The organism is Erwinia sp. GW821-FHT03D09 (assembly GCF_059420805.1).
In genome coordinates this window covers 32,092-58,849 of sequence record NZ_JBWKUK010000018.1, presented here as the reverse complement: position 1 = coordinate 58,849, position 26,758 = coordinate 32,092, and the positions used below count along the sequence as shown (strand labels likewise).

16 protein-coding genes, 1 tRNA gene and 3 pseudogenes are annotated in these 26,758 nt (G+C 60.0%); 9 read left to right on the top strand and 11 right to left on the bottom strand.

Features of this window, described 5'->3' with window-relative positions:
- Positions 1–11 precede the first annotated feature (11 nt).
- Positions 12–8,549 carry an amino acid adenylation domain-containing protein gene (locus AC07U6_RS17700; protein ID WP_494763043.1) on the top strand — a complete coding sequence of 2,846 codons (8,538 nt, stop codon included), beginning with the start codon at positions 12–14 and terminating at the stop codon, positions 8,547–8,549.
- 478 nt (positions 8,550–9,027) lie between these two features.
- Here AC07U6_RS17700 and AC07U6_RS17695 read toward each other — a convergent pair whose 3' ends face one another.
- Genes AC07U6_RS17695 through fepD form a run of 3 tightly spaced genes read right to left on the bottom strand, consistent with a single transcriptional unit; the run spans position 9,028 to position 11,934 of the window.
- Complete coding sequence (locus AC07U6_RS17695) at positions 9,028–9,852, bottom strand: ABC transporter ATP-binding protein (protein WP_494763044.1); 825 nt, start codon at positions 9,850–9,852, stop codon at positions 9,028–9,030.
- Positions 9,849–10,889 (bottom strand): iron-enterobactin ABC transporter permease, encoded by a 1,041-nt coding sequence (gene fepG / locus AC07U6_RS17690; RefSeq protein ID WP_494763045.1) that lies wholly within the window; start codon positions 10,887–10,889, stop codon positions 9,849–9,851. The genes AC07U6_RS17695 and fepG overlap by 4 nt, the downstream gene beginning before the upstream one ends.
- A 10-nt stretch (positions 10,890–10,899) precedes the next feature.
- On the bottom strand, positions 10,900–11,934 hold the full coding sequence (gene fepD / locus AC07U6_RS17685) for a Fe(3+)-siderophore ABC transporter permease (RefSeq protein WP_494763046.1): 1,035 nt from the start codon (positions 11,932–11,934) through the stop codon (positions 10,900–10,902).
- 175 nt (positions 11,935–12,109) lie between these two features.
- Here fepD and entS point away from each other — a divergent pair, with 175 nt between their 5' ends.
- Positions 12,110–13,381 (top strand): enterobactin transporter EntS, encoded by a 1,272-nt coding sequence (gene entS / locus AC07U6_RS17680; RefSeq protein ID WP_494763047.1) that lies wholly within the window; start codon positions 12,110–12,112, stop codon positions 13,379–13,381.
- A 564-nt stretch (positions 13,382–13,945) separates the two neighbouring features.
- Here the strand turns inward: entS and fepB are convergent.
- Complete coding sequence (gene fepB, locus AC07U6_RS17675) at positions 13,946–15,091, bottom strand: Fe2+-enterobactin ABC transporter substrate-binding protein (protein WP_494763048.1); 1,146 nt, start codon at positions 15,089–15,091, stop codon at positions 13,946–13,948.
- Between the two features lie 126 nt (positions 15,092–15,217).
- Between fepB and AC07U6_RS17670 the strand changes: the two are divergent.
- A pseudogene (locus tag AC07U6_RS17670) lies at positions 15,218–15,310 on the top strand (NAD(P)-binding domain-containing protein); the annotation flags it as partial.
- Positions 15,311–15,439: 129 nt separating this feature from the next.
- On the opposite strand, the gene AC07U6_RS17665 reads toward AC07U6_RS17670, so the two are convergent.
- Positions 15,440–16,561: a Gfo/Idh/MocA family protein gene (locus tag AC07U6_RS17665; protein WP_494763049.1), complete on the bottom strand. Its 1,122-nt coding sequence runs from the start codon at positions 16,559–16,561 to the stop codon at positions 15,440–15,442.
- Between the two features lie 305 nt (positions 16,562–16,866).
- Between AC07U6_RS17665 and AC07U6_RS17660 the strand changes: the two genes are divergently transcribed.
- A tRNA-Asn gene (locus AC07U6_RS17660) sits at positions 16,867–16,942 on the top strand.
- A gap of 789 nt (positions 16,943–17,731) precedes the next feature.
- Here AC07U6_RS17660 and AC07U6_RS17655 read toward each other — a convergent pair.
- The 3 genes from AC07U6_RS17655 to AC07U6_RS17645 form a co-directional block, all read right to left on the bottom strand.
- Positions 17,732–18,064, bottom strand: coding sequence for a type II toxin-antitoxin system PemK/MazF family toxin (locus AC07U6_RS17655; protein ID WP_494763050.1), 333 nt, complete (start codon positions 18,062–18,064; stop codon positions 17,732–17,734).
- Entirely contained in the window at positions 18,065–18,322 is a 258-nt protein-coding gene (locus AC07U6_RS17650; protein WP_494763051.1) for an AbrB/MazE/SpoVT family DNA-binding domain-containing protein, read from the bottom strand.
- Between the two features lie 407 nt (positions 18,323–18,729).
- Positions 18,730–19,995: an MFS transporter gene (locus tag AC07U6_RS17645; protein WP_494763052.1), complete on the bottom strand. Its 1,266-nt coding sequence runs from the start codon at positions 19,993–19,995 to the stop codon at positions 18,730–18,732.
- 288 nt (positions 19,996–20,283) lie between these two features.
- Between AC07U6_RS17645 and AC07U6_RS17640 the strand changes: the two genes are divergently transcribed.
- Complete coding sequence (locus AC07U6_RS17640) at positions 20,284–21,354, top strand: LacI family DNA-binding transcriptional regulator (protein WP_494763053.1); 1,071 nt, start codon at positions 20,284–20,286, stop codon at positions 21,352–21,354.
- Positions 21,355–21,422: 68 nt separating this feature from the next.
- On the opposite strand, the gene AC07U6_RS17635 is transcribed toward AC07U6_RS17640, so the two are convergent.
- Complete coding sequence (locus AC07U6_RS17635; RefSeq protein ID WP_494763054.1) at positions 21,423–23,372, bottom strand: autotransporter outer membrane beta-barrel domain-containing protein; 1,950 nt, start codon at positions 23,370–23,372, stop codon at positions 21,423–21,425.
- A 290-nt stretch (positions 23,373–23,662) separates the two neighbouring features.
- Between AC07U6_RS17635 and AC07U6_RS17630 the strand changes: the two genes are divergently transcribed.
- The 4 genes and pseudogenes from AC07U6_RS17630 to AC07U6_RS17615 all read left to right on the top strand — a co-directional run.
- Positions 23,663–23,965, top strand: a complete 303-nt coding sequence (locus AC07U6_RS17630; RefSeq protein WP_494763055.1) for an ATP-binding cassette domain-containing protein — start codon at positions 23,663–23,665, stop codon at positions 23,963–23,965.
- The gene (locus AC07U6_RS17625) at positions 23,862–24,302 is read left to right on the top strand and encodes a hypothetical protein (RefSeq protein WP_494763056.1); all 441 of its coding nucleotides are present in this window, start codon (positions 23,862–23,864) and stop codon (positions 24,300–24,302) included. The genes AC07U6_RS17630 and AC07U6_RS17625 overlap by 104 nt, the downstream gene beginning before the upstream one ends.
- On the top strand, positions 24,299–25,072 hold the full coding sequence (locus AC07U6_RS17620) for an ATP-binding cassette domain-containing protein (RefSeq protein ID WP_494763057.1): 774 nt from the start codon (positions 24,299–24,301) through the stop codon (positions 25,070–25,072). Before AC07U6_RS17625 ends, AC07U6_RS17620 begins: the two co-directional genes overlap by 4 nt.
- A 12-nt stretch (positions 25,073–25,084) precedes the next feature.
- Positions 25,085–25,633 (top strand): annotated as a pseudogene (locus AC07U6_RS17615) (FadR/GntR family transcriptional regulator); the annotation flags it as partial.
- On the opposite strand, the pseudogene AC07U6_RS17610 reads toward AC07U6_RS17615, so the two are convergent.
- Together AC07U6_RS17610 and AC07U6_RS17605 are read right to left on the bottom strand one after the other, a co-directional pair.
- Positions 25,621–25,939, bottom strand: a pseudogene (locus tag AC07U6_RS17610) (hypothetical protein); the annotation flags it as partial. The pseudogenes AC07U6_RS17615 and AC07U6_RS17610 overlap by 13 nt on opposite strands.
- 261 nt (positions 25,940–26,200) lie before the next feature.
- Complete coding sequence (locus AC07U6_RS17605; RefSeq protein WP_494763058.1) at positions 26,201–26,740, bottom strand: PadR family transcriptional regulator; 540 nt, start codon at positions 26,738–26,740, stop codon at positions 26,201–26,203.
- Positions 26,741–26,758 lie beyond the last annotated feature (18 nt).

The window sequence follows — 26,758 nt, the reverse complement described above, 5'->3', positions numbered from 1 at the left end:
GAATCGTCACCGTGTCCGAGACTCATATTGCCCCCGAAGTACTGGCAGACTTTGCCGATTATCCGCTGGTCGCCGCGCAGCCGGGGATCTGGATCGCAGACCAGATCGCCCACCGCAGCAACACCTTTGCCGTCGCGCACTACAGTGAACTGCACGGCGACATCGATCGCCAGGCGCTGGATCGCGCCATCCGTCAGACGATGGCGGAAGCCGATACCGTGCAGGCCCGTTTTGGCCTGGCAGAAGACGGTACGCCGGTACAAACCCTGCCGCTGCGGAGTACGCCACAGAAGGTAGAACCGGTTGAGTGGATAGACTTCAGCCAGCACGCCGACCCGCGTCAGGCGGCGCAGGATCTGATGCAGGCCGATCTGGCCGCCGATCTCGCCGCCGACGGCGAACGTCCTCTGTACCGGCAGGTGATGATACGCATCGGTGACGACGGCTGGCTGTGGTATCAGCGCTATCACCATCTGCTGGTGGACGGGTTCAGCTTTGAGGCGCTGACCCGGCGCGTTGCCGAAATTTACCGTGCGCTGCAGGCGCAGGAAACGCCTGCCGCTTCGCCGTTTATTTCTTTTGGCGAGGTGGTGGCCGAATATCTCGACTATCCGCACTCTCCGGCGTATGAGCGCTCGGCGCTGTTCTGGCAGCAGCACTGCGCGGATTTTCCGGCGGCGATAACCCTGTCGAATGAGTCGTTCAGCGATAACCGGGATTCCGCGCCGCTGAAACAGGAGGTGCAGCTGCCGCCCGAGCTGTTCAGCGCCTTCAGTCGGCAGCCGCAAACCGCCAGCCTGACACCCGCCGAGCTGACCAGCACGCTGCTGGTCGCCTGGCTGGCACGCATCAGCGGGGAATATCATTTCAGCGTTGGCTTCCCGTTTATGCGCCGCATGGGCTCTGCCGCTCTTGCCGCCACCGGGCCGGTGGTCAACGTGTTGCCGCTGCTGCTGAAACTCCAGCCGGAGATGACGCTGGCAGATGTCAGCCTCGCCCTGCAGGGGGAAATTAAACAGGTCCGCCGGCATCAGCGCTATGAAGCCGAGCAGCTGCGCCGCGATCTGGGCCTGGTGGGCAGCAGCAAACCGCTGTACGGCCCGGTGATCAACCTGAAGGTCTATCACGATGCGCTGAGCTTCGACGGCATTCCGGCCGTCAGCCATACGCTGGCGATGGGGCCGGTGGACGATATCGAATTTGAAGTCGGCTTCCAGCGGGGTGAACTACAGCTGACGCTGGTCGCCAGCGCGGAAAAATATGACCGCCAGATGCTGCAATGGCATGCGGAGCGCATCGCCCATGTTGCCCGCCAGCTGGCTGAAAACCCGCAGCTGCCGCTGGCTACACTGTCGCTTATCGGTGAGCACGAGCAGCAACAGATCGACGACTGGTCACGTGGCATTACTGTTGCGCCTCAGCCCGGTGAAGTCTCGATCCTCACGATGCTGCAAAAACGCGTGGCGCAGCAGCCGAATACCGTGGCCGTCACCTGCGGTGCCGTCAGCTTAACCTACGGCGAGCTTTCCGCTCGCGCGATGCAGCTGGCCCGCGAGCTGATTGCCCGCGGCCTGGGCGCGGAAGACGTGGTCGCCATCGGCATTCCGCGCTCCGTTGACTCGCTGGTGGCGATCTTCGGCGTGCTGGCCAGCGGCGCGGCCTATATGCCGCTGGACCTCGACTATCCGCGCGACCGCCTGACGCTGATGTGCGATGACGCGCAGCCAAAGCTGCTGTTAACCCACAGCAGCACCCTGGCACAGATGCCACCACTGCCCCACTTCTGCATTGACGATGCCACCTTACTGGCCACGTGTGCAGTGCATTCGGGCGAGGCGGTGCGTGATGATGAGCGCCGTGAAGCCCAGCGCGGCGAACATCTGGCCTATATGATTTATACCTCCGGCTCTACCGGGCGGCCAAAAGGCGTGATGAGCACTCATCAGGGGCTGCTCAACCTGTTCCTTTCGCATCAGAGCAACCTGTTTGGCCCGGCGATCGATAAATTCCACCGCACGCAGCCACGCCGGATGCGCGCCGGGCATACCGCCTCGTTCTCGTTTGACTCCTCGTGGGAGCCAATTTTTTGCATGATCATGGGCTGCGAGCTGGCTATCTTCGACGAAGAGCTGCGCCGCGATGCCTGGGCTCTGTTGCAAAAAATGAAGCAGGTGCCGGTGGATCTGCTGGATATCACCCCCTCCTTCTTCAGCCAGATGATCGACAGCGGGCTGTTTGAGCCGGAAAACCACCGCCCGGCGTTTGTCATGATCGGCGGCGAGGCGGCAACCCCAACGCTGTGGAAGCTGATGCAGCAGCATCCGGAAATAGAGATCCACAACTATTACGGCCCGTCCGAATACACCATTGATACCCTGGGTGCCAGCGTGATGGCCTCCGGGCAGCCGGTGATTGGCCGCCCGGTAGGCAACACCCGCGTCTGGCTGCTGGACAACCAGCTGCGCCAGGTGCCGGTCGGCAGCGTTGGCGAGCTGTATATTTCCGGCACCGGCATCGCCCGCGGCTATCTGCGCCGCCCGGATCTGACCGCCGCCCGCTTCGTGGCTAACCCGTTCCTCGACGGCGAGGTGATGTACCGCAGCGGCGATTTGATGCGCTGGCGCAGCGACGGCCAGCTGGCGTTTATTGGGCGTGTCGATCACCAGATTAAAGTACGCGGCTTCCGCGTGGAGCTGGGCGAAGTGGAAAACGCGCTGGTGGCGCTGGCCGAGGTCAGCACCGCCGTCGTCATCGCCCAACCCATCGGGGCCACCCATCGCCTGATCGGCTACTGCTCGGTACAGGACGACAGCCTGCGTGCCGATGAAAATCTCTCCGCGCATCTGCTGGCGCAGCTGGCGGTGACGCTGCCGGATTATATGGTTCCGGCGCTGCTGGTGGTGATGGCGGATCTGCCGCTCAACGTTAACGGGAAGATCGATCGCCAGGCGCTGCCTGCCCCGCAGCAGGCGGTATTTAAGCCAGGGCGTGAACCGCAGACCGAGCAGGAAATGCTGATCTGCCAGGCCGTTGCCGAACTGCTGGGCATGGAGCGCACCGGGGCCGATGACGACTTCTTCTCGCTCGGCGGCGACAGTATTTCCGCGATGGGGCTGAGTACCGCCGCGCGCCGCGCCGGATACCTGCTGCGCCCGCGCGATATCTTCGCCCAGCGCACCGCCGCCCGCATGGCGCACAGTATGGAGCCACTGACGGCAACCGCAAACATCCAGCGCGTGGTGCAGCAGGGCCCGGTTGACGGCCTGCCGATCGTGCACGCCTTTGCCGCGCACGGCGGCATCAATCAGCGCTTTGCCCACGGCGTGTGGCTTCAGGTGCCTGCGGAACTTCAGGCGCAGCAGCTGGAGCAGGCGCTGCGGGCACTGGCGCAGGCGCATCCCGCACTGGCCGCCTTTACCCGTGACGAACAGCTGGTGGTCGGTGAACCGCAGCCTGCCGGTTTCAGCGGCTGGGTGCAGACCGCGCCGATCTATCAGGCGGTGGAAGCCTGCGCGGAAGATGCCTATACCGATGCCGTTCAGCGCCTCGATCCGGCCAGCGGTGTGATGATGCAGGCCGTGCTGCTGCAGCATCATCAGCAGACCTTCGGGCTGGTGCTGGTCATCCACCATCTGGTGGTCGATGGCGTGTCGTGGCGCGTACTGCTCGACGAACTGCGCCAGGCCGCCGAGGCGGTAATAGCCGGACAGACCCCGCAGCTGGCGGCGGAAGAGACTTCGCTACACGACTGGTCCGCCGTACTGAAGAACACCACCCCGGCGCGTGCCGCCGAGCTGCCGTTCTGGCAAAGCATGCTGCAATCGGCAGTGCCGTTGCTCGGCCAGCGTGCGCTGACCTCCCGCGATCGCCACGGTGAGCTGAAGGAGAAACGCACCCTGCTCAGCGCCAGCCAGACCCGGGCGCTGCTGACCACGCTGCCACAGCAGTATCGCGCCAGCACCGAAGAGATGCTGCTCTCCACGCTGTCGCTCGCGCTGATTGGTCGCTTTGAGGCCAGCGAGCTGCGCTACACCCTGGAATCGCACGGCCGCGCGGAGCTGGAAGGCGACAGCGATCTGGCCCGCACCGTCGGCTGGCTGACCGCCGAATATCCGCTGCTGATATCACTGAACGAGGGCGAAACCGGCAACCTGCGCGATGCCGTTCGCTCGGTGAAAAGCGTGATGCGCGCGGTGAACGATCGCGGTATCGGCTTCGGTCAGCTGTGCTGGCTGAGCGACGAACACGGCCCGCAGCTGCGTGAACTGGCGCAGCGGCACGCGCCGGAAGTGCTGTTTAACTACCTTGGCCGCTTCAGCAGCGGCAGCGCGCTGTGGACCCCGCAGCGCACCCGTCAGCGCTTCCGCGATGCCTTTGCCGTCTGGCAGGACCCGCAGATGCCACAGCTGCACGCGCTGGAGGTCAATATCTTTGTTGATGAGCAGTCTGCCGAACCGCAGCTGGCGATCAACTGGGGCTGGCTGCACGACGTCTTCAGCGAGCAGGATATCGACGCCCTGCACGGTGGCATCGCCGACGCCGCCGACTCGCTGGGCCGCTTCGCCAGCCGCTATCCGCAGCAGGCGGCGGACACGCTGGTCGCGGCCGAAGTCGCTCTGGAGGGCGTAGAGCAGTCGGATGTGCTGGCGCTGGCAAAACGCCACGGCCCGCTGGCGGCGATCCTGCCGCTGCTGCCGCTGCAAAAAGGGCTGCTGTTCCACGCCCAGACCGCCGGTGACAGCGGCAGCTACAACTCACTGACCCGGCTGACCTTCAGCGGCCCGCTGGATGAAGAACGCCTGCGCGCGGCGCTGAACGCCGTGGCGCGCCATCATCCGCAGCTGGCGGCACGCTTCGACAGCGAGCAGGCCCTGCAGCCGCTGCAGCTAATCCCCGTGATCGAACCCCAGCAGGCTTGCTGGCCGCTGGACAGCCAGCCGCTGCCGGAGATGACGCCGGAAGAGGAAGACGCCGCGCTGCTGGCGCTGGAGAAAAGCGAGCTGGCGCGCGACCTGTTCAGCCAGCCCACCATGCTGCATGCGGTGCTGGTGCGCCACGGCGATACGCCGCGCTCCACCCTGCTGCTGAACGCTCATCACCTGGTGGTGGACGGCTGGTCCACGCCGGTTATTCTGACCGATCTGCTGACCGCGCTGTATCACGGACCGCAGGCGCTGACGCCGCACCGGGCCAGCTATGCCGACATCGTCCGCCAGCTGGCCGCGCGCGATGCCGACGCATCGCGCCAAATCTGGCAGTCGGTTCTGCAGGACGTGCGCCCCACTCTGCTGTTCGGTGCTGACGCCCATGCGGGTGAGGTACACGAGCGGCTGCTGCTGCTGAAGCCCGAACTGGAACAGGGACTGCTGGCGCTGTGCCGCCAGCGCGGCCTGACGCTGAACAGCGTGATGCAGGGGATCTGGGGCATGCTGCTGGCTATTGAAAGCGGGCATCAGGACGTGGTGTTTGGCTCCCCGGTTTCCGGCCGCTTTGGCCAGATTGAAGGCCAGCAGCAGCACGTCGGCCTGTTCAGCAATACCCTGCCGGTACGCACACGATTTGACGCACAGCGCCCGCTGCTGGCGCAGCTGGCCGAACATCAGGCGCAGCAGATCCAGCTGATTGAGCACGACGATCTCGGTCTGGGGGAGCTGCAGCAGCTGGCGGGCAGCGGGACGCTGTTCGATACTCTGCTGGTGGTGGAAAACTATCCGGATAACGGCGATCTGCACCGCCCACATGAGGGGCTGCGCTGTGAGGCGATAGGCAACCGGGGCTACACCCACTATCCGCTGACGCTGCTGGTGCTGCCGGGCGAACGCTTACAGCTGCTGATGGAGTATCGCGATGCGGTCACCCATCCGCAGCGCCTGGCCGATCGTCTGCTGATGCTGATTGAACAGCTGGTGGCCGAGCCGGATCGCCCGCTGGCCCGCTGGACGCTGCAAACGCCGGATGAACAGGCGCTGATAGCGAAGATCAACGATACCGTGCATCCGCTTGCCAGCGATACGCTTCAGCAGGCCATTGCACGCCAGGTCGCCCGCACGCCGGACGCGCTGGCGCTGCTGGACGTTGAGCATCGTCTGACCTATCGCCAGATGAGCGTGCAGGCACGACTGCTGGCGGATCGCCTGATTGCGGCAGGCGTTAAGCCGGGTGATGTGGTCGCCGTGGCGCTGCCGCGCTCGGTGCGCCTGAGCCTGGCGCTGACCGCGATTGTGCAGGTCGGCGCGGCCTGGCTGCCGCTGGATACCGGCTACCCGGACGATCGCCTGAGTTATATGGTGGAAGATGCCCGACCGGCGTTAACCATCACCGAAAGCACGCTGGAATCCCGCTTTGCCGCACTGGGCACGCTGCTGACCTTCGACCGGCTGGCCGACGAGGCCGAACCGCAGCATTCGCTGCCTGCGGCACGCGCGGACAGCCCGGCCTACGTGCTGTATACCTCCGGCTCTACCGGGCGACCGAAAGGCGTGGTGGTCGGGCATCAGGCGATCGTTAACCGCCTGTGGTGGATGCAGGATGCTTACCCGCTGGCGGCGGATGACGTGGTGCTGCAGAAAACGCCGTGCAGCTTCGACGTGTCGGTGTGGGAGTTCTTCTGGCCGCTGATGACCGGCGCGCAGCTGCTGATGGCACCGCCGGATGCACATCGCGACCCGGACGCGCTGACCCGCTTAATCAACGATTACGGCGTCACCACGCTGCACTTCGTGCCGTCGATGCTGGCCGCGTGGACCGCCTCGCTGGAAAGCGCTACGAATGCCCCGCACTGCCGCACGCTGCGCCGGGTATTTTGCAGCGGCGAGGCGCTCTCCTGCGATCTGGCGAACGACTATCAGTCTCGGGTTGCCGCACCGCTGCACAATCTGTACGGTCCGACCGAAGCCGCCGTCGATGTCAGTGGGTATCCGGCTTCCGGCGACGCGCTGGCCGCCTGCCAGGGTGCCGGCGTGCCGATCGGCTATCCGGTATGGAACACCGAGCTGCGCATTCTCGATGCTCTGCTGCGCCCGGTGCCGGTGGGCGTAGCGGGCGATCTCTATCTGAGCGGTGTACAGCTGGCACATGGCTACCTGCACCGCGCCGACCTGACTGCCCAGCGATTTGTCGCCGATCCGTTTGCCGCAGGTGAACGTATGTACCGCACCGGCGATATCGCCCGCTGGCTGGATAATGGCGCGGTGGAATACCTCGGCCGCAGCGACGATCAGCTGAAGATCCGCGGCCAGCGCATCGAGCTGGGTGAAATCGAGCAGGCGCTGCTGGCCCTGCCGGGCGTGGTGCAGGCGGTGGTTGCCGCCCGCGAGCTTGGCGGCCAGAGCACCGACGGTGCCGATGCGCGGCAGCTGGTGGCCTGGCTGATTGCCGAGCCCGGCGCACAGCCGGACAGCGAGTGGCTGCACCAGCAGCTGGCGGAACGGCTGCCCGCCCATATGCTGCCGGTCAGCTATGTGTTTACCGAAAGCTTCCCGCTCAGCGCCAACGGCAAGCTGGATCGCAAGGCCCTGCCGCTGCCGCAGGCCCCACGCTCCGGCGGACGGTTGCCGGAAACCGAGCACGAGCGGCTGCTGGCGGATCTGTTCGCCCGTCTGCTGGAGCGTGATGAAATTCATGCCGATGACGACTTCTTCGCGCTCGGTGGCCACTCGCTGCTGGCAATGCGCCTGGCGGCAGAGCTGAAACGCCGCATCCGCAGCCCGCTGTCGATCGGTCAGATTATGGCCGCCCGCAGCGTGGAGAAAATGGCGCGCCTGCTGGACGACGGCAGCGCGGAAGGTGCGGAAAGCCGCGCCAACGGCGAATGCCTGCCGTTCCGCAGCGGTACCGGGCCAGCGCTGTTCTGCATCCACCCGGCTTCCGGCTTTGCCTGGCAGTATGCGGGAATGATGCGTTACATCGACGGTGACTTCCCGATTGTCGGCCTGCAGTCGCCACGCCCGGACGGGGTGATCGCCAACTGCGACAGCATCGATGAGATGTGCGATCGCCATCTCGCCACGATCCGCAGCGTGCAGCCGCAGGGGCCGTATCACCTGCTCGGCTACTCGCTGGGCGGCACCCTCGCCCACGGCATGGCGGCGCGTCTGCAACAGATGGGAGAAGAGGTGGCGTTCCTCGGCCTGCTGGATACCTACCCGCCGGAAGGCCAGGACTGGACGCCGCCGTCGGAAGAGGAAACCCGGGCGGAAGTGGCGCGCGAGGAGGCTGAGTTTATGGCCGCCAATATCGACGACGGCGATCCGCTGCTACGGGCGGAGAAAGCGGCGATGTTCCGCAGCATCGTGGCGAACTACCGCGATGCGGTGCTACGACTGTCCGCAGCCACCAGCGATCGGTTCGACGGTGAAGCCACGCTGTTCGTTGCCAGCAAAACGCTGCCGGAAGGCATGGACGTGGCGGCCTGCTGGGCGCCGTATCTGCGCGAGCTGACGATCCACCGCCTGCCCTGCGAGCATATGGATATTCTGTCGCCGGAGTCGCTGGTGGCGCTTGGTCCGCTGTTGAATACGGTTATTGCTGCGCGGAGGAATGCGGGGTGAAGGCTGGTTTGAGGCTGAATGAGGTTGGTGAGTTGATGGGGTTTGGTTAATGAGGTTCCAGCAGATCTTATAAACGACTGGTAAAACTGAAAAATCCACGCGGCTGCGTGGATTTTTTTATTGTGGACATCAAACTGGCTCTAACTCCCGATAAACACCCTCTATCCAGGTACCGTCATCAATACCCCAATCATCCTTGTATAACGCGGACCAGTCATCGCGACCAAACGCGGCTCCGTAGCGAATTTTGTTCCATGTATCCTGAATTTCTACTTTTCTTTCTTAGAGGGTATAACTTAGCAATCTTTCCCATCAATTATCCGACGTAAAAAGAATGCAACAACAACTAAATCTGCGTAACGCCGCAAGCCCTGAACGTCCCCCGGAAGGTTCATCTCTCCCGGGTTGCTCTGGTTCCCTCTCGCGGAAGAACAGATAACCCCGTCGGGGATTCCCGTTTTTAACTGCGCAGTCGCATCTACTCCCCTGCCACCCGCACCTGATGATAGCGCCCGCAGGGAACAATCATCGGCGTATGCGACACCGGGTCGTCGATAATCACGCTCTCCATGCCGAACACCTTCTGCACCAGATCGCTGCTGATAATCCCGGCGGGTTCACCCTGGGCGATAATCTCTCCCTGCTTCATCACGACCAGATGATCGGCGTAGCGGCAGGCCTGGTTAAGGTCGTGCAGCACGGCCACCATGGTATGCCCGTGCTCATGATTGAGCTGGCGGAACAGATCCAGCAGCTCAATCTGGTGGGCGATATCCAGCCAGGTGGTTGGTTCGTCCAGCAGTAATAGCGGCGTCTGCTGGGCCAGCACCATCGCCACCCATACCCGCTGGCGCTGACCGCCGGAAAGCTCATCAACGCTGCGCTGCGCCAGCTCGCTGACGTTGGTTGCCTGCATCGCGGCATCCACCGCCTGACGATCCGCTTCGCTCCACTGCTTTAACAGCGTCTGGTGTGGATAGCGCCCGCGCGCCACCAGATCGGCCACGCTGATCCCTTCCGGCACAATCGCGTGCTGCGGCAGCAGGCCCAGCTGCCGCGCCAGCGCTTTGGTGCCCATCTGATGGATATCACTGCCGTCGAGCAGCACCTGACCGCTGCGCGGCTTAAGCAGGCGGCACAGCGCCCGCAGCAGCGTCGATTTTCCGCAGGCGTTGGGGCCGATGATTACCGTAAATTTGCGATCCGGTATCTGCACGCTGAGCTGGTTGGCAATGACCTTCTGATCGTAGGCCAGCGTTAAGTCGGCCGCCGCAAGGCGGGAGGAGGAAGACGTATCGGTCATGAGCGACGAGATTCCCTGATGAGTAACCAGATCAGATACAGGCCGCCGATGCTGACGGTAACGGCACCGACCGGCAGTTGTATCCCGTTAAAGGCGTGCTGGGCGATAACATCGGCCAGCAGCAGCAGTACCGCACCGGTGGTCGCGGCGGAAAACAGCGGCATCGCATTGGCGGCGGTCATACGGCGAGCAATCTGCGGTGCAGCCAGCGCGATAAAGGCAATCGGCCCGGCGGTGGCGGTGGCCACGGCGGTAAGAATAATCCCGCCGAGCATCAGCCACAGCCGGCTTGATTCTGCGTTGATGCCCAACGCACGGGCGCTGTCGTCGCCCATTTCCATCAGCTGCAGGCGGCGGCCCAGCAGCAGCAGCGTGGTGATAATCGTCAGCGGCACCAGTACCAGCGCGGGCTGACCTTTACTCCAGGTAATGCCGTTGAGCGAACCGGCTCCCCACAGGGCGGCGCTCATTGCGCTTTCCAGCGAGGCGCTGATAATCAGCCAGCTGTTCAGCGCCGACAGCACCGCGCCAATGCCGATACCGACGATAATCAGCCGGAAGCCGACAATCCCCTGCCGCCAGGCCAGCAGATAGACCAGAGCGGCGGCGGCAATACCCCCGAGCAGCGCGCCACCGGCAATCTGGTAGTAGCTGCCGTTAAGCAGAATGATGACGATCAGCGCCCCCGTGAAGGCACCGGCATTGAAGCCCACTACGTCCGGGCTACCGAGCGGATTGCGGATGGCCGACTGGAAGATCGCGCCGCTGACGCCCAGCCCGCCGCCAAGCACCAGCGCTATCACCACGCGCGGCGCGCGCCACTGGTTAACCACGGTTTGGAATCCGGCCGGGCCGTCGCCGAGCAGCGCCTGCCACACCTGGCCGGGGGAAATCCGCAGCGTGCCGTAGCAGAGCGCGAACAGCACCAGCACCGTCGCCAGCAGCAGCAGCGCGATGTTGACCCACAGTACGCGGGCGCTGAGCCGCAGGTTTATCCAGCCGCTGGCGCGGCCAATCAGTAACGTTCGGGAGTGCATATCGCGGTCCTTAATTCTTACGCTGGCGAACGAGCCAGATCAGCACCGGGGCGCCAATCAGCGCGGTAACGATCGATACCCGCAGTTCGCCCTGCACCATCAGTCTGCCGGCGATATCCGCCGTCAGCAGCAGGATCGGGGCCATTAAAAAGGAGTAAATCAGTATCCAGCGCTGGTCCGAACCCACCCACCAGCGAGCCACGTGCGGCACCATCAGCCCGACAAAACCGATCGGGCCGACCAGCGCGGTGGCAGAGCCGCAGAGCAGCATCACCGCCAGCAGCGCCAGCAGGCGAATGGCAACCACTTTGGTACCCAGCGCCGCCGCCAGATCTTCCCCCATGCTGAGGTTGTTCAGCGAACGCGATGCCACCAGCGCCAGCGCGGCACCGGCAAGAATGGCGGGCGCGACCACGGCCAGGTTATGCAGATCGCGGATGTCCAGCGTACCGGCCTGCCAGAAGCGCATCTGATCGAAGGTTTGCGGGTTCAGTAAGGAGAGCGAGGAAGTAAAGCCGCCGAGCACCGCGCTGAGCGCCACGCCTGCCAGCGTCAGGCGGATTGGGTTCACCCGGCCACCGCTCAGGGTGCCAATCAGCCAGACGGCAATACTGGCCGCCAGCGCGCCGCCCCAGGCAAAGCCCAGCCAGCCCGCCATGCTGTTCACCCCGAACAGGGTAATGCCGACGGCCATGGCAAAACTGGCACCCGAGTTCACGCCAAGGATGCCGGGGTCGGCCAGCGGGTTGCGGGTCAGCGCCTGAATCACCGCTCCGGCCCCGCCGAGCGCCAGCCCCACCAGCAGCCCGGCGAGGGTGCGCGGCAGACGGGCATTGAAGATAATTGTGCTGTCCGGCCCCTGCATCTGACCAAACAGGCTTTGCCAGACCACCGAGGGAGCAATCGATCGCGCGCCAATCATCAGGCTGGCAAGGGAAATCAGCAGCAGTAATGCCAGGCAGATTGCCACACCGCTCAGGCGGGCAGCATAGCGCGCATCCACCGGCTGCGGCGGCGTGGCGGGCTGAGAACGGTGGAGCGACATCCCTGACAATCCTCTCTTAATTTTAGAAATGAATATGATTATTATTATCATTAATGTTATTAACTAATTATGTTACCATGCTGCCCGCCAGAAAAAAATCGGCATCCATCGCGCCTGACCGGACGGAGGCCATCCGCCCGGCAGGTAATGGCTCATTTCGACCCTTATGGACACTATGGCTAAGTCATCTATTCTCCTCGATTTCAGTTTGCTCAAGCACAACGCTCACTTCCGCGCCATCTTCTGCGCCCGTATGCTCTCCGTTTTCTCGCTGGGTATGCTGGCGGTGGGCGTGCCTATTCAGATCCAGGCGATGACCGGCTCCACCCTGCTGGTGGGCGTGGCGGTGGCGCTGGACGGCGTGGGCATGTTTATTGGCTTAATGCTTGGCGGCATTCTGGCCGACCGGCTGGACCGCCGTAAGCTGATTCTGTTTGCGCGCGGCACCTGCGGGCTGGGCTTCGTGGCGCTGAGCCTGAACGCCTTCAGCCCCGCCCCCTCGCTGTGGGCGCTGTATGTGCTGGCGGCGTGGGACGGCTTTTTCGGCGCGCTGGGCATGACCGCGCTGATGACGGTGATCCCGCTGCTGGTAGGCCGCGAGAACCTCGGCGCAGCCGGGGCGTTAAGTATGATCACCGTACGTCTGGGGGCGATTCTCTCCCCGGCGATTGGCGGAGTGATTATCGTTGCCGGTGGCGTGGGCTGGGCGTTTGCCGTGGCGGCCATCGGCACGCTGGCGACGCTGATCCCGCTGGTTCGCCTGCCGCAGATGAAGCCAGAACCGAGCGAGCCCGAGCATCCCCTGCGCGCGCTGGTCAGCGGCGTGCAGTTTGTCTGTCGGCAGAAGGTCGTTGGTTCCGTGGTGCTGCTGGGTCTGCTGATCAGCATCGTCGGTGCGGTGCGGGTGCTGTTCCCGGCGCTGGCGGAGAGCTATCAGGCGGATGCCTCGGCGATTGGTTTGATGTATTCGGCGGTACCACTGGGCGCGATGAGCGGTGCACTGACCAGCGGCTGGGTACCGCGCAGCACCCGCCCGGGCGTGGTGATGCTGGCCAGTGCCACTTGTGCTTTCGTAGCGATCGCCTCGCTGGGGCTTTACGGCCATATGCTGCCCGCCCTGCTGGCGCTGGTGGTTTACGGCTACTGCAACGCGATTGCTTCGCTGCTGCAATATATGCTGATTCAGCATCATACGCCGGATGCGCTGCTGGGCCGGGTTAACAGTCTGGGCACTGCGCAGGACGTGTGCGGTGATTCGATTGGCGCGCTGGGTCTGGGCGTGTTAGGGCGGGTACTGGCACCGTTGATGAGCGTGTTTGCGTTTGGCGCGGCAGCGGCGGGCGTGGCGCTGTTGCTGGCGGCATCGGTGAAGACTCTGCGGCGCTGTTCGTTGAGCGGGCCGGAGGAAGCAGAATCCTGCGAGAAGTCGGAGCCAATAGCGGGGTGATGTGGTGGCAAAAGTCCGGCGTTGCTTTTACGGCGCGGGAAGTCGGTAACCGGGCGACCGTAATGGGGAATAACGCCGGGACGCCGTTAACACGTCCTTGTGGGCTTAGCTGCGGCCTCCCTGCCGCAGATACCCGGCTTATCTTCCCCACAACGTTCACCCTTTAGGCTTTCGAGTGGCTGTTTTAAAATCTGGTGCAATTTCCAACCTTCAGCGCCGATTTGGCGATCTAAGTCATGATCCACTGTCCATATTCTGAAGAAGTGAAGAAGTGAAGAAGTGAAGAAGTGAAGAAGTGAAGAAGTGTGGATATATGAACCTGAAAACCAGCATTTTCCAAAAGAAGAATTTTCGCCACCCGCGACACCTGAGTTAACGGGCAATCGGTGCAGGCCGGGTTCACGGACCGTCGGGCGCAGGGACGCGCCCGTCGAGGCTACACGGATGTATTCACGCCGAGTCCGTGAACCCGGCCTGCACCGATAAGCCAGTAGCCTTAATTGAAGCGCCACCTGCGCGATATCTTAGCGTTCACTGGAAAAGCTCAAAGTGAGCACGGCGAACTCACTGCGCCTTAAAATCCCGCTCAATGCTGTTCAGCATATTGCTGGCGCTGTAGTAATCCAGACGGAACGTATCCGGCCCCATCGAATACACCCGCTTCGCGCTCACTGGCTCCAGATGCACCAGAAACTGATTCGCCTCCACCTTCTGCACCGTCTCATCATCGGACGAGAACAGAATCATCGTCTTGCCCGTCAGCCCCGCCGCCATATTCTCGCCGGTCAGCTGAATAATATCGTTGCGTTTGCCCATACTGGTCCCGCCGTGAACGTCCGCCGGCGGCATCGCCAGACTGAAGCCCAGCTCGGTCAGCAGCTTGCCCTGCGCTGATTCCGGCGTCCACAGATTCACGCCACGCCCGTCTTCGTAATACACCAATGCCGAAACCGGCTGCGGCGGCAGAGTAATTTCCTGCTTCACGGTCTGCACGCGCTGCTCAAAACGATCAATCACCGCTTTCGCATCGTTCTCATGCCCGGTGATATCGCCCAGCTGAAGCGCCAGCTGCTGCCAGCTTTTATTGCCGTAATCAATCACCAGCGTCGGCGCGATGGTCGATAGCTGATCGTAAAGCTTGATCGCCGAGTCACCGCCGGTAGCAGCGATGATGATCAGATCGGGCACCTGGGCCGCAATCGCTTCGGCGTTCGGCTCGGTGACGTACAGCGGTTTAACCTGACGTTCCTTCGCGACCGCGCTCCACTGGGTAAAGAAGCCCTGCTCATCCGCCACGGTCGAGTTGCGCCCGGTGGCGCCAGAACCGATCACCGGCGCGTTAATCGCCAGCAGCGTACCGGTCAGGGTGACGCTGGTGGATACAATCCGCTTCGGTGCCTGTTGCAGGGTCAGTGCGCCTTTCGGCGTTTGCAGTGAGCGCGGCCAGCCCTGCGATTCACTTACCGTGGCGTTTTGCCGATGTGAACCGGATGTTTCACCCGGCGCGGAAGTTTGCAGCTGTTCGCCGTGCGCGGCGTCCTGATGCCCGGTGCTGTGCGGTTCACCAGCAGCCGTGCTCTGATGGGCAGCATCGTGCTGTGCCGCTGGCTTAGCATCGTCGGAAGACTGGTCACAGCCGCTGAGCATCGCGCCAAGCATCAGTGCACCGGCAACCAACATCAGGCGGGTAACGGAAGATTGAGGTTTCATGATTAAGACTTGATTGTAAATGAGTATTATTATCATACATACAATACTCTTGAAGTTAAACGCTTTAGCCGCAAGGGGGCGACAATCATCACGGGACATCACCCGCATAATTTATGGATACAGCACATGCGCATTGGATTTATCGGGCTGGGATCGATGGGCCAGCCGATGGCAAAAAACCTACCGGGGGCAGGACATCAGCTGAAAGTCTGGAACCGCTTGCAGGTGCACTGCACGGTATAGCGGCACTGGCGAAAGTCGCTGCACGCCGTGCCGGGCTGGAATAATAAAAAAGGCTGCGTGACGATCGCGTCAGCAGCCTGTTTTACTTAGCGAAATCGCTCTGAATTACACTTTCATCCAGCGACCTTCCGCAGCGGATACGGCAATCGCTTCCAGCACTTTCGACACCTGCAGGCCTTCGGCGAAGTCCGGCCACATGCGATCATCGGCGGCGATGCCGTTAATCAGGTCGCGCACTTCAACGGTTTTCTGATCGTTAAAGCCGATACCGTGACCGGCGGAGATGCAGAATGCCGCATAGTCAGGGTGCGCAGGCCCGGTCAGGATGGTTTTGAAGCCCTGGCGGCCGGCTGGTTCGTCGTGGATATACAGCTCAAGCTCGGCCATGCGCTCCTGGGTGTAGCGGATGGTGCCTTTGGTGCCGGTGACCACATAGGTCAGGCCCATTTTGCTGCCGCAGGCAATACGCGAGGTTTCAATCACGCCGTGCGCGCCGTTGGCAAAGCGCAGCAGCGCGCTGGCCTGATCTTCGTTTTCCACATCGCGCAGCATAGACGGATCTTTCGGGTCCGGACGCTGTTTGATGACCGTCATCATATCGCCGCTGACTTCGCTGATGTTGCCCACCAGGAAGTGCGCCATATTCACGATATGTGCAGCCAGATCGCCCAGCGCGCCCAGTCCGGCCAGCGCTTTCTGGCAGTGCCAGTCCAGCGGGGTGTTCGGGTTCGCCAGGTAGTCTTCGTTGTGGGTGCCGTAGAAATGCACGACTTCACCGATTTCACCGCGAGCGATAATTTCTTTCGCCAGCTGGCTGGTCGGGTTTTTCATGTAGTTGAAGCCCACCAGGGTTTTTACCCCGGCTTTTTCCGCTGCGCGAACCATTTCTTCCGCATCCGCCACATCCAGCGCCAGCGGTTTTTCGGAATAAACGTGCTTTCCGTGGCGAATCGCTTCCAGCGCCATTTCCTTATGCAGGAAGTTCGGCGCGCAGATATCTACCACGTCGATATTTTCATCCGCCACCAGCTCACGCCAGTCTCCGGTCGATCGGTTAAAGCCCAGCGCAGCGGCCTGAGCACGCGCTACGTCCGGGTTAACCTCGGCAACCATCTCACGTACCAGTTCACCTTTCAGCTTAAAGACTGTAGAAGCCTGAGAGTAAGCGATAGCGTGGCAGCGCCCGATGTAGCCGGTGCCGATTAGACCGATTCTGACTTTTTGCATGACAAATCCTTGGGTGTAGAGGTGGTAAAATGGAACGAAATGAAAAACTAATTGGAATATATATTTCAAAAACACACAACTCAATATGAAAATGAAATAAACGTGATCGCGCTTGCATAAAGAGATGTAACCGCCCGTGCAACGCAGATCCAACCTGCAAAGCGGTACGCAAAAGATAAAAAAATGCGGGTTACAGCACAAAATACACATCAACTGCCGATTTAATCAGCAGTTAAACCAGAAACATCAAATCAGCCTTTGACATCCCCTCCCCCACTCGATACTATGCGCCCCGTTCAAACGATTCCTCTGTAGTTCAGTCGGTAGAACGGCGGACTGTTAATCCGTATGTCACTGGTTCGAGCCCAGTCAGAGGAGCCATATTTAGAGAAGCCCGCTTAAGGAAACTTAAGCGGGCTTTTTGGGTTTTGTGATGGTGTTGACTCGAAAAGCTGGACTTTGATTGTGCAAGGGTACATTTTGGCGTGTTACTGTGCGGTTTAGGGGCTGCTTTATTGGTTTTTCGAATACCCTGGTAAGTCAGACCCATCAAACTTATAGCTATCAGGACTCTAACTACATAACAACAGAGAACATACCAAGCCAGTTATAACTGTAACTTTCAAAATCCTTTTCATCTTTCCCTCAACAAGCATAATCCCCACGCACTTTAAGCAAGTATCTTCCCATAGCAATTTAAAGATAATAATGTCTGCCCCGTGTTATATTGTCGATTCTTTTTTATTTCATATTTATGTAGGTAGCCTACCTGGTTTTCACCTGTTCTAATCAGGATTAAAGAGTATTATTCCGAGCGGAAACCATGTCAGAATTTTCAGTCTTAAACTGAAAGACAGAAAATAACGACTCTTACGCTCAACAGGCTATCATTTATACAAAACAGTCTTAGAGAAAAATATTTTCTATTTACTAACGGGGCCGCTTTAGCGTCTGCTTTTTCACATAGCAGCCAGATAGATTCGAGAACAGTCTCGCCCTTAGACCTCTCTGAAAGATTCCAGGCCTGCACTTGCTTATAAATTATACGAAAATATCGATCGCTAAGTTGAGGTAAAAAAATCCCACTAAAAGCCATCACATAAATAAGCCACTCAGGTTCCCCTGAGCGGGCTTCTGGATGTACTCCCCTTTGCGCCCAGCCCCAAAACATCACCCAAGAATCGCCTCCAGCCTTGCCAGCACCTCATTAACGATACCCTCAGGTACCCGCTCCAGGCGTTTACCGTTACGTACTTCCATATCAAGGGTTCTGGGCTGGTCGCAGCGAATCACGCCGGTGGTTTTAGTTCCCGCACCATCCAGAGAAACGGCGAAGCCTGCCGTGCGGGCAAAGTTACCGCCGCTGGTGATTGGCACAACGACGGGGAGCCGGGTGAAGGCGTTAAACGAGGCGGGTGAAACAATCAGCACCGGCCGCGTTCCGCGTTGTTCATGCCCCGCAGTGGGATCGAGAGAGACGAGCCAGATTTCGCCCCTGTCCATTTACAGAACCTCCTTACCCAGTGCTGAGGCATTAGCCCATTCCCGATCTTCTTCACTGATTTCTGCGTACGGATCGCACTGCGCCAGTAGCTCATTAAGGGAATAATGCGGCCGTTTCTGGGGTTCAATAATCAAGCGGCCATTATCAATGGTCATGCCGACTTCGCTATCGGTAGTCAGCCCCAGCGTTTTGAGCACGGCAGGAGGAACCGCCAGCATGACGGAGCCTCCAACCTTTTTCAGGCGAGCAATATGCATAGAACACCTCCATATATTATATTTAAATATAACATTATTGGCGATACGCGAGCAATTATTAATCAATTCCATTGTGCTGATATCCCTAATTTAACCCGTCCTGATACCCCATCGGGTAACAGCTCCAGCTTCTTCGAACGTCGGCAGTAGCAGTAAGAACAGACCGATCTGATACTTCAATCGCCCTCATCTCTCAGCGCATATAGCCTGTTATCAAGCAGGTGCTGAGTCCATGGCAAAGAAAGCCGATGATAGAAAATTTCCCTACCGGCTCAAAGAACTATGAAGTTACAGGAAGGGAAAATGCGGCACGGCTTCCAAAGCTTTGCGCCGCCGGAGGCAAGAGCATTACGCGAAAGACTAATTAAGTACGCAAAAAACCCGCCCTCCCTGGCAGCCCTACACTCTCACGCCACGCTGTTCTTCACCGTAGCCGGCAGCAGCGTTTTACTGCCCTTAAGGGTGAAGATGGAAATCACCGTAAAGCTCAGCGTAATACAGCCCAGGGTCAGATACGCCTGGTGGAAACCAACGGTATCGTACATCCGCCCTACCCACGCAGAGAGCACCACGCCGGAAAGCTGTTTCGATAAGTTGAAGCCGATAAGGAACAGAGTGGCGGAAAGCTTCGGGTTAAACGCCGAGGAGATGTACTTAAAGGTGCCGACCAGTAAAAACGGCAGTTCAAACATATGCAGCATCTTAAGGAACACCACTTCCACCGCCGAGCTGGCAAAGGACGATCCCAGAATACGCATGGACATGATCAGTCCGGCAATTAACAGGGCATTTTTGGCGCCGATGCGGTTAATAATAAACGGTGCGCAGAACATGATCATTGCATTGAGCAGCTCCCCGCCGGTGGTGACAAAGCCAAACACTTCGGTGCCGCGCTGCGGGCTGGAGAAAAAGCCTTTAAAGAAGTTGGCGAACTGCTGGTCGAACACGTCATATACGCTGGCGACCCCCACTACGTAAACAATAAAGCCCCAGAAGCGCGGCATCCGCAGCAGTTCGGCAGCGGTGCGCATTGAGAACGCCCGGCGGTTGGCGCCCAGCGCGTCGATGACTTCAGCGCTGTTGCTGCTCTCGGGTTTGGATACCCACAGCAGCACGGCGAGCACCAGCGCAAAGCCCGAGGCAATCCAGAAGGTGATATTCGGATCGATGCTGAACAAAATGCCGGTGACAGAGGCACACAGCGCCCAGCCGATGCAGCCGGAAACGCGGACCTTACCGTATTCAAAGCGGTTAGCGCGGCTGACACGCTCAATATAGGCTTCCACCGCACCGGAACCGCTGGAAAACACCATTCCCAGGTAGATCCCGCCCACCAGCGCGCCGGCGATGATGTTCATCTGCAGCAGCGGTGAGAACACGAAGATAAAGAACGGTGCAAAGAGGATTAACAGCACCGTGATGGTCCACAGCAGGTGTTTGCGCAGCCCGAGCTTATCGGAAATCAGGCCGAACACCGGCTGGAAGACAATAGAAAACAGGGAAATCGAGGAGAATACAATCCCGGTTTCGGTTTTGGTCAGGTGGTTAACTTCCGCCAGCCACACGGGGAAAAACGGGAAGTAGGCCGACATAATGAAGTAGTAGAAGAAAAAGAACAGCATGAAATAGATAAAGTTATGCCGTTCACGTGGGGCAAGTTCAGAAAGTTTCATGGTGATATTCCGTATTATTATGCCTGTAGGGCGCCGATTATTATTGGAAGTACATCGTTAACTGCTATTGCCATCCCGTCTCAGTCAGCAGACGCTTATTGCGTAAAATGTCTATCGCCTGACATGAATGATTTCGTTATCAGATATTTTCAGCTATGCCACAATAACGGCGGAAATAAAACCCGCCCGCCGTCACGAAACGCCGTGAAAACGGCTGCTTTTTGTCATCCTTTAAACATAAAATGTTAGCGTACGACATTCACTTTTTCCGGCAGTAGGGAGTGCAGTATGCAGCGCCATTTAGCAACGTTAGAAGATGTCGCCCGCGAGGCCGGCGTTTCCCAGCAGACAGTTTCCCGGGTGCTGAATAATCCGGCGGTGGTGGCCGAACGCACACGCGACAAAGTGATCCGCGCGATGCAGGCGCTGCACTATGTCCCGAACCGTTCCGCGCAGCTGCTGGCGGGGAAATCCGCGCCGTCGATTGGACTGATTACCGCCTCGCTGACGCTGCACGCGCCGTCGCAAATTGCCGCCGCGGTCAAAAGCTACGCCGGATCGCACCAGCTGGAAGTGTCGATTGCGATGCCGGTTCAGGCCGATTTTTCGTCGCTGCAGGACCGGCTGAATGAGTTTCGTGCCCAGCATATTCGCGGGGCGATTATCAGCCTGCCGCTGGAAACCAGCGTGGCGGAGCGGCTGGCGGCGGAAAACAGCGATATTGCCTGCCTGTTTCTGGATGTCTCGCCGGAGAGCGACGTCTGCTGCGTGCGTTTCGATCACCGCGACGGCTGCGGTGCCTGCGTGCAGCATCTGTGGGACGCCGGGCATCGGGAGTTTGGCCTGCTGGCCGGGCCGGAAAGCTCCGTTTCTGCCCGTATGCGCCTGAGCAGCTGGCGCGAAGCGTTGCACCGTCTGGGGATCACTAACGCGGTCACGGTTTTTGGCGACTGGAGCGCCGCCAGCGGCTGGCAGAAAACCTTTGAACTTCTGCACCAGCATCCACGGATCAGCGCGGTGGTGGTGGCAAACGATCAGATGGCGCTTGGGGTGCTTAGCGCGCTGGCGCAGCTGAATCGTACCGACAGCCGGGCCGTGTCGGTCACCGGTTATGATGATACGGCGGACAGCCTCTACTTCCAGCCGCCGTTAACCACCGTCGCTCAGGATTTCAATGTGTTGGGGAAACGCGCGGTGGAAAGGCTGATCCAGCTGATGGCCGCGCCGCAGATCAAGATCCGCGAGCTGCTGCCGACGCGGTTGATTATCCGCCAGTCAACCCGCCCTTACAGCGGGGAAACTGACGATGAAAAAGAAAACGTGATTACGCAGTTAAAAACGCTGGTGGAGAAACTGTGAACATCGCAAACGGATCATCACGCGATGTCGATCCCACAGGGAACCGCCCCTCACACCAGCCACCTCAGTTAAAATCGGAACGCGCCGCCCACGGTGTACTGGGTTTGCGCACCGTCAGAATTGGCGAACCGGCTGCTGACGTCGGTATACAGCGACAGGTTATCGCCCATCAGCCACTGCACGCCAACGCCGCCCCGGCCAAAGCTCTTATCCGGCGCTCCGATGCTCACGCTGCGCACGCCCCCTTCCGCCCGGTCGCGAATGTTGAACTGGTCATTCACGCCGTCGCTGAGCTCGCGAACCCAGGAAAGATGCGCGTACGGCAGTAGGGTCTGATGCTGCGCAACGCTGAATGATGAGGATATTTTCCATCCCAGCGAGGCCTCCAGCGAGTTGAAATCCTGCTTCTGATAGTCCACGGCGGTGCGGAGATCTTCGCGGTCGCTGAAACCGTCAACCGAATAGTGCGTGTAGTCCAGCCCGGCAAACGGCCCGGTGCGCAGCTTAGCGAAGGTGAAGTCATAGCCACCGTTCACCCGGCCACCGTAGAAGTTGGCGTTGGTATGGCCGTTAAGCGTGTGGTCCAGCAGCGCCAGGCCATCGCCAGATTCGATAAACACCGAGCGGCGGGTATCGAGGCTGGCCCGTCCGGCGGACAGGTCACCGGTCAGCCACAGCGGGTTATCGAAGGTCAGCTGGCCATAAACCCCCAGCTGCCAGGTGTCCCCTTTCACCGATCCGTCACGCTCCAGTTTATCTTTATTACGCTGATAGCTCAGGCTCGATCCCAGCACGGCGCGATCGTTGAACTGGTAGTCAACCAGAGCATAGGTCATGGTATTTTGCGTGCGGCCCTGCGGCACGGTATCAAAACCATCCGCCGGGGTAGACTGGCCTTCAATACCGACGGCGCCTCCCCACGTGCCCGCTTCACGAGGCTGCTGGCTGAGCAGCTGACGGCGGCCGTCGTGCAGATCGTTCAGGCTCTGATGCTGACGGCGCAGGCTCTCTTCCACCACGCGCTGAAGCCGGCCCGCGGAAGATGCGGAGAACAGCAGGTCGGTATTGGACCACTCAAGTAGCAGCCGGGTGAGGATTAACGACACGTCGTGCAGGCGCTGGGTAATTCTTTCCTGGCCAAACACGCTGGTCAGGAATTCTTCGTTATCCGTGGCCGGGCTGTGCCAGGTAGCCCCGCCCGGTACTGCCGGATTGGTGGTCTGGGTATAGCCGTCTTTATCACCGATATCCCAGTTGGTCGCTTCCAGATACAGCACCGGAATGTCGAGAATATTAAAACTGTCGCCGTCGCTACAGCAGCCGGTCCCGGCAGGATACAGCGGATCTAACCCCGGGTTGGTATACAGCTTCACGCCCAGCTCTTCGGAAATGCGGAACAGCTGGTCACGCAGGCTGGTCAGCGCCGGGTTGCTGACGCTGTTATCACCGGCGTGGGCGTAAAGCATATCCCCGGTGATCATACTGTCCACGTTAATCATCCCTTTCAGGTTGCCGGTCAGGTTGTTGGCTTCCAGCTCTTTGACCATCGCCGCCGATCCGCGCAGCCCCTCCTCTTCCGCACCGAATGCCGCAAAGACCAGCGTACGCTCGGTCTGAATACCGCTCAGATTATGCGCAATTTCGGTGAGCAGTGACGCGCCCGAGGCGTTATCGTCCAGCGCTTCCAGCGTCGGCCTGCCGTAGTAGGAATCGAAGTGTGCGCCGGTGATAATGTAGTCATCCTGCAAACCTTTATTGTAAGCAATCACGTTCTGCGAGGCGCGAGTCTGGCCCCTCACGGTCCAGGTAAAATCCTGGCGGAGAACGTTATAACCCGGAGACATGCGGTCTTCCATCCACTGTGCTGCGCCGACAAAGTTATCGGTGTCGCGATAACGCCCGGGATAGTCGTGGATTAATGTGTCGAGGGTTTCTTTGGCGTAATCGCCATATTCAACGGCAGCACCGGCCTGCTGAGCCGAGAGGAGAGCTAAAGCCACGGCGAGTTTCTTAAACATTCCTTTACCCTATGAGTTATTGTCATTAATAAAAGCAAGTATTTCAGCCAGCGAGATAAAGCACCGATCGTGCCAGGGAGTGCATAAAGGGAATGGACCGAGGTTTTTTTGCGAGAATTCAAAGCACTGAAATGAATAACTATGCAACCCCTATGCAAATCGCGTCCAGCACAGCCACGCTGTAACGTTAGTGTAAAAAAAACTGGTGGGTGAATATTCATTTACTGTTTTTACAATATTCTTACGAAAAGTGTGCACAACCCTGTAATTTATCTCCCTTGCTCCGCCGGTTGCACCACCGGCGAACGGGGCTGCAGCGGGCGCGGGCAGTTACCACCGCCACCCGCCCTGCCGTTCCTGCCGCCAGAACCGACGGTACCCTGCTGGACGTGGTGGATCTGAAGGTCAGCTTCCGCGCCGGTAAACAGGTGCAGCAGGCGGTGAAAGGCATCAGCTTTCATCTGCAACGCGGGGAATGCCTGGGGCTGATTGGCGAAAGCGGCTCGGGGAAAAGCGTTACTGCGCTGTCGATTATGGGACTGCTGGCCTCCCCGCCGGGGGAAATCAGCGGCGGCGCTGGCGAACGACCCTGAGATCATCATCGCCGATGAACCGACTACCGCGCTGGACGTTACCGTGCAGGCGCGCATTCTTGAGCTGCTGCAAAACCTGCGCCGCCAGCGCGGCCTGACGCTGCTGTTTATCACCCACGACTTCGGGGTGATTGCGCAGATCTGCGACCGGGTGGCGGTGATGCGCCACGGCGAAATTGTTGAGAGCGGCGATACCGCCACCGTACTGGCCAATCCGCAGCATGATTACACCCGGCGGCCGATCGCCAGCGTGCCGAAAGCCGGCCAGGGACGTGATTTCCTGCGCCAGGTCGCGGCGCTTTATCCCACCCGCCAGCCCCAGCAGGAGCGCGTATGAGCAACGTGATTGAGGTAGAAAATCTGACGAAAACCTTCGGCCAGGTCGCCCGCTGGTTCAGCCCGGCAGCTCATCAGGTGCAGGCGGTGAAAGGGATCTCACTGCATCTTGCCGCCGGGGAAACGCTGGCGGTAGTGGGCGAAAGCGGCTCGGGAAAAAGTACCCTGGCACGCATGCTGGTCGGGCTGGAAACGCCGACATCGGGCACCATCCGCCTGATGGGCAACGAGACCGGCTCCGGGCGCAGCGCGAAAGAGAACGGCCGGCTGATCCAGTATGTCTTTCAGGACCCGGTCGCCTCGCTGAACCCGAGAAAAACCATCGCCGAGACGCTGGACGTGCCGCTGAAATCGCTGTGCGGCTACGGCGGTGCCAAGAGAAAAGCACGGATGCTGGAGCTGATGGAGGCGGTGAAAATGCCCGCCGATGCGCTGATCGGCTATCCGCACGAGTTTTCCGGCGGGCAGGCCCAGAGGCTGGCGCGGGCGCTGGCCGCCGAAGCGCGCATTCTGGTGCTGGATGAACCGGCCAGTGCGCTGGACGTGTCCGTACAGGCGCAGGTTCTGCTGCTGCTGGAGCAGCTGAAAGAGCAATTTGGCCTCTCCTACCTGTTTATCAGCCACGATCTGGCGGTGGTCGAATCCATTGCCGATCGGGTAGCAGTGATGTATCACGGAGATTTGGTAGAATGTGCCGATGACGCCACGCTGTTTCGTTCACCTCAGCACCGCTACACGCAGAGTCTGCTCGCCAGCGCCCCTCGTCTGTGAAGGAAAGAATTAATGAGCCAGGGCACCCCGGACGCACCGCGCCGCAAGCGCACCGACGAAATCGTTGATGCGATTAAAGAAACCATTATTCGCGATAACCTGGTACCAGGCGACCGGCTGCCGCAGGAAAAAGACCTGGCCCAGCACTACGCCGCAGGCAAAGCTACGGTGCGTGAAGCGCTGAAGTCGCTGGAAGTGCAGGGACTGATCCGCACCTAAACCGGGCCGGGCGGCGGCGCGTTTATCGAGTCGATGACCGAGACCCGCGCCATGAGCCTGCTTTCCAACTATCTGTTCACCCGCGAGCTGTCGATCGGCAATATCTATGCCCTGCGCAAAGCGCTGGAGCCGATTGCCACCGCCAGCGCGATCCACGCCATCGACGAAGCCGGTTTTGCGCGATTAAATCAGCTGATTGCCGTTTACGACCATCCTCCGGCCGATGAAGACGAGCGCTGGGCCCAGCGCATGGCGGAGCTGGATTTTCACGGCGTGGTGGCCAGCTATGCCGATAACGTACTGCTGGCGTTTCTCTGCCACTTCTTGCAGCGGCTGCTGAGATAATCCCAGTATTTACGATCGGTCAGGTTATAACATACCGCCGCTCAGCTTTACGTTCTTCGCCACCTGCCAGTACGCAGTCATATCCACCATGCCGTAGCCGGGGATGCAATTGTACTCGGTGCTGGAATCGGTCAGCGCCGTGCCGCTGTTGGTGTAGCTTTCGCGGTTGGTTGCGCCAGCCTGCTTGCCCTTCACGAAAGTCGCCACCACCGCCGCGCCGTAGCGCTTCGCCGGATCGTCCCACACCATGCCCACCACCGCTTTCATCAGCGCGACGCTATCGATATCAGCATATTTGTCGCCGTGGCAGGCATCATCAACAGGGGCCACCGGCGGCAACGGCAATCTGCATCACCGGGTAGATTGCTGGGCGGAACTGACGATGGGGGATGTGGCATGCATTTATGTGCAAAGCCAGCGGTGCCTGACATGCAGGCTCTAGCTGTAGCTGTAGCTGTAGCTGTAGCTGTGGCTGTGTCTCTGGCTCTGGCTGTGTCTCTGGCTCTGGCTGTGTCTCTGGCTCTGGCTGTGTCTCTGGCTCTGGCTCTGGCTCTGGCAACTAAGCTAGCTGCGCTCGATCTTTTTCGCCGCCTCGTCCAGCGCATCAACGATAGCGTAGAGGGTTTCCTGCGAGATATCCTGCTGTGACAGCCGCGAGTTGAGTGCGGTTTTCATATTATGGATCGCCCGCTCGACTTCCGGCACGCTGCGGTTATGCACCAGCACCGCCAGCGAGGAAAGCCGCTGCACGATAGTTGCCAGATCGGATTGATTCTGCTGCAGCCAGGCACGGCCCTGCGGCTCCAGTCGATAGGCTTTACGCGCCGCCTGCAGATCGACAGCGGTAATCATCGCCGTTTCTTCCAGCAGCGTCAGGCTGGGATAAATAATTCCCGGGCTGGGCGTGTATTCCCCTTTCGACAAATCCTCAATGGCTTTAATCAGCTCGTAGCCGTGGGCCTGTTCCTGGCTGAGAAAATGCAGTACCAGCAGGCGAACATCGCTGCCGTCGAGCATTTTTTCACGGCGCTTTTTGCGCTGGCTGACGCAGGCACCACGCGGCTCGCTGTCTGAGGGAATAAAGGGAGATTGCGGTCGTTTCATCGCCTGCCCGTGCGGAAA

What these genes read in the sequence shown, in the direction of transcription:
- fepB (WP_494763048.1), bottom strand. Translation starts at nt 15,091, where the DNA reads ATGAAACCTCAATCTTCCGTTACCCGCCTGATGTTGGTTGCCGGTGCA.
- fepD (WP_494763046.1), bottom strand. Translation starts at nt 11,934, where the DNA reads ATGTCGCTCCACCGTTCTCAGCCCGCCACGCCGCCGCAGCCGGTGGAT.
- AC07U6_RS17640 (WP_494763053.1), top strand. Translation starts at nt 20,284, where the DNA reads ATGCAGCGCCATTTAGCAACGTTAGAAGATGTCGCCCGCGAGGCCGGC.
- AC07U6_RS17620 (WP_494763057.1), top strand. Translation starts at nt 24,299, where the DNA reads ATGAGCAACGTGATTGAGGTAGAAAATCTGACGAAAACCTTCGGCCAG.
- AC07U6_RS17635 (WP_494763054.1), bottom strand. Translation starts at nt 23,372, where the DNA reads ATGTTTAAGAAACTCGCCGTGGCTTTAGCTCTCCTCTCGGCTCAGCAG.
- AC07U6_RS17650 (WP_494763051.1), bottom strand. Translation starts at nt 18,322, where the DNA reads ATGCATATTGCTCGCCTGAAAAAGGTTGGAGGCTCCGTCATGCTGGCG.
- AC07U6_RS17655 (WP_494763050.1), bottom strand. Translation starts at nt 18,064, where the DNA reads ATGGACAGGGGCGAAATCTGGCTCGTCTCTCTCGATCCCACTGCGGGG.
- AC07U6_RS17665 (WP_494763049.1), bottom strand. Translation starts at nt 16,561, where the DNA reads ATGCAAAAAGTCAGAATCGGTCTAATCGGCACCGGCTACATCGGGCGC.
- entS (WP_494763047.1), top strand. Translation starts at nt 12,110, where the DNA reads ATGGCTAAGTCATCTATTCTCCTCGATTTCAGTTTGCTCAAGCACAAC.
- AC07U6_RS17605 (WP_494763058.1), bottom strand. Translation starts at nt 26,740, where the DNA reads ATGAAACGACCGCAATCTCCCTTTATTCCCTCAGACAGCGAGCCGCGT.
- AC07U6_RS17695 (WP_494763044.1), bottom strand. Translation starts at nt 9,852, where the DNA reads ATGACCGATACGTCTTCCTCCTCCCGCCTTGCGGCGGCCGACTTAACG.
- AC07U6_RS17645 (WP_494763052.1), bottom strand. Translation starts at nt 19,995, where the DNA reads ATGAAACTTTCTGAACTTGCCCCACGTGAACGGCATAACTTTATCTAT.
- fepG (WP_494763045.1), bottom strand. Translation starts at nt 10,889, where the DNA reads ATGCACTCCCGAACGTTACTGATTGGCCGCGCCAGCGGCTGGATAAAC.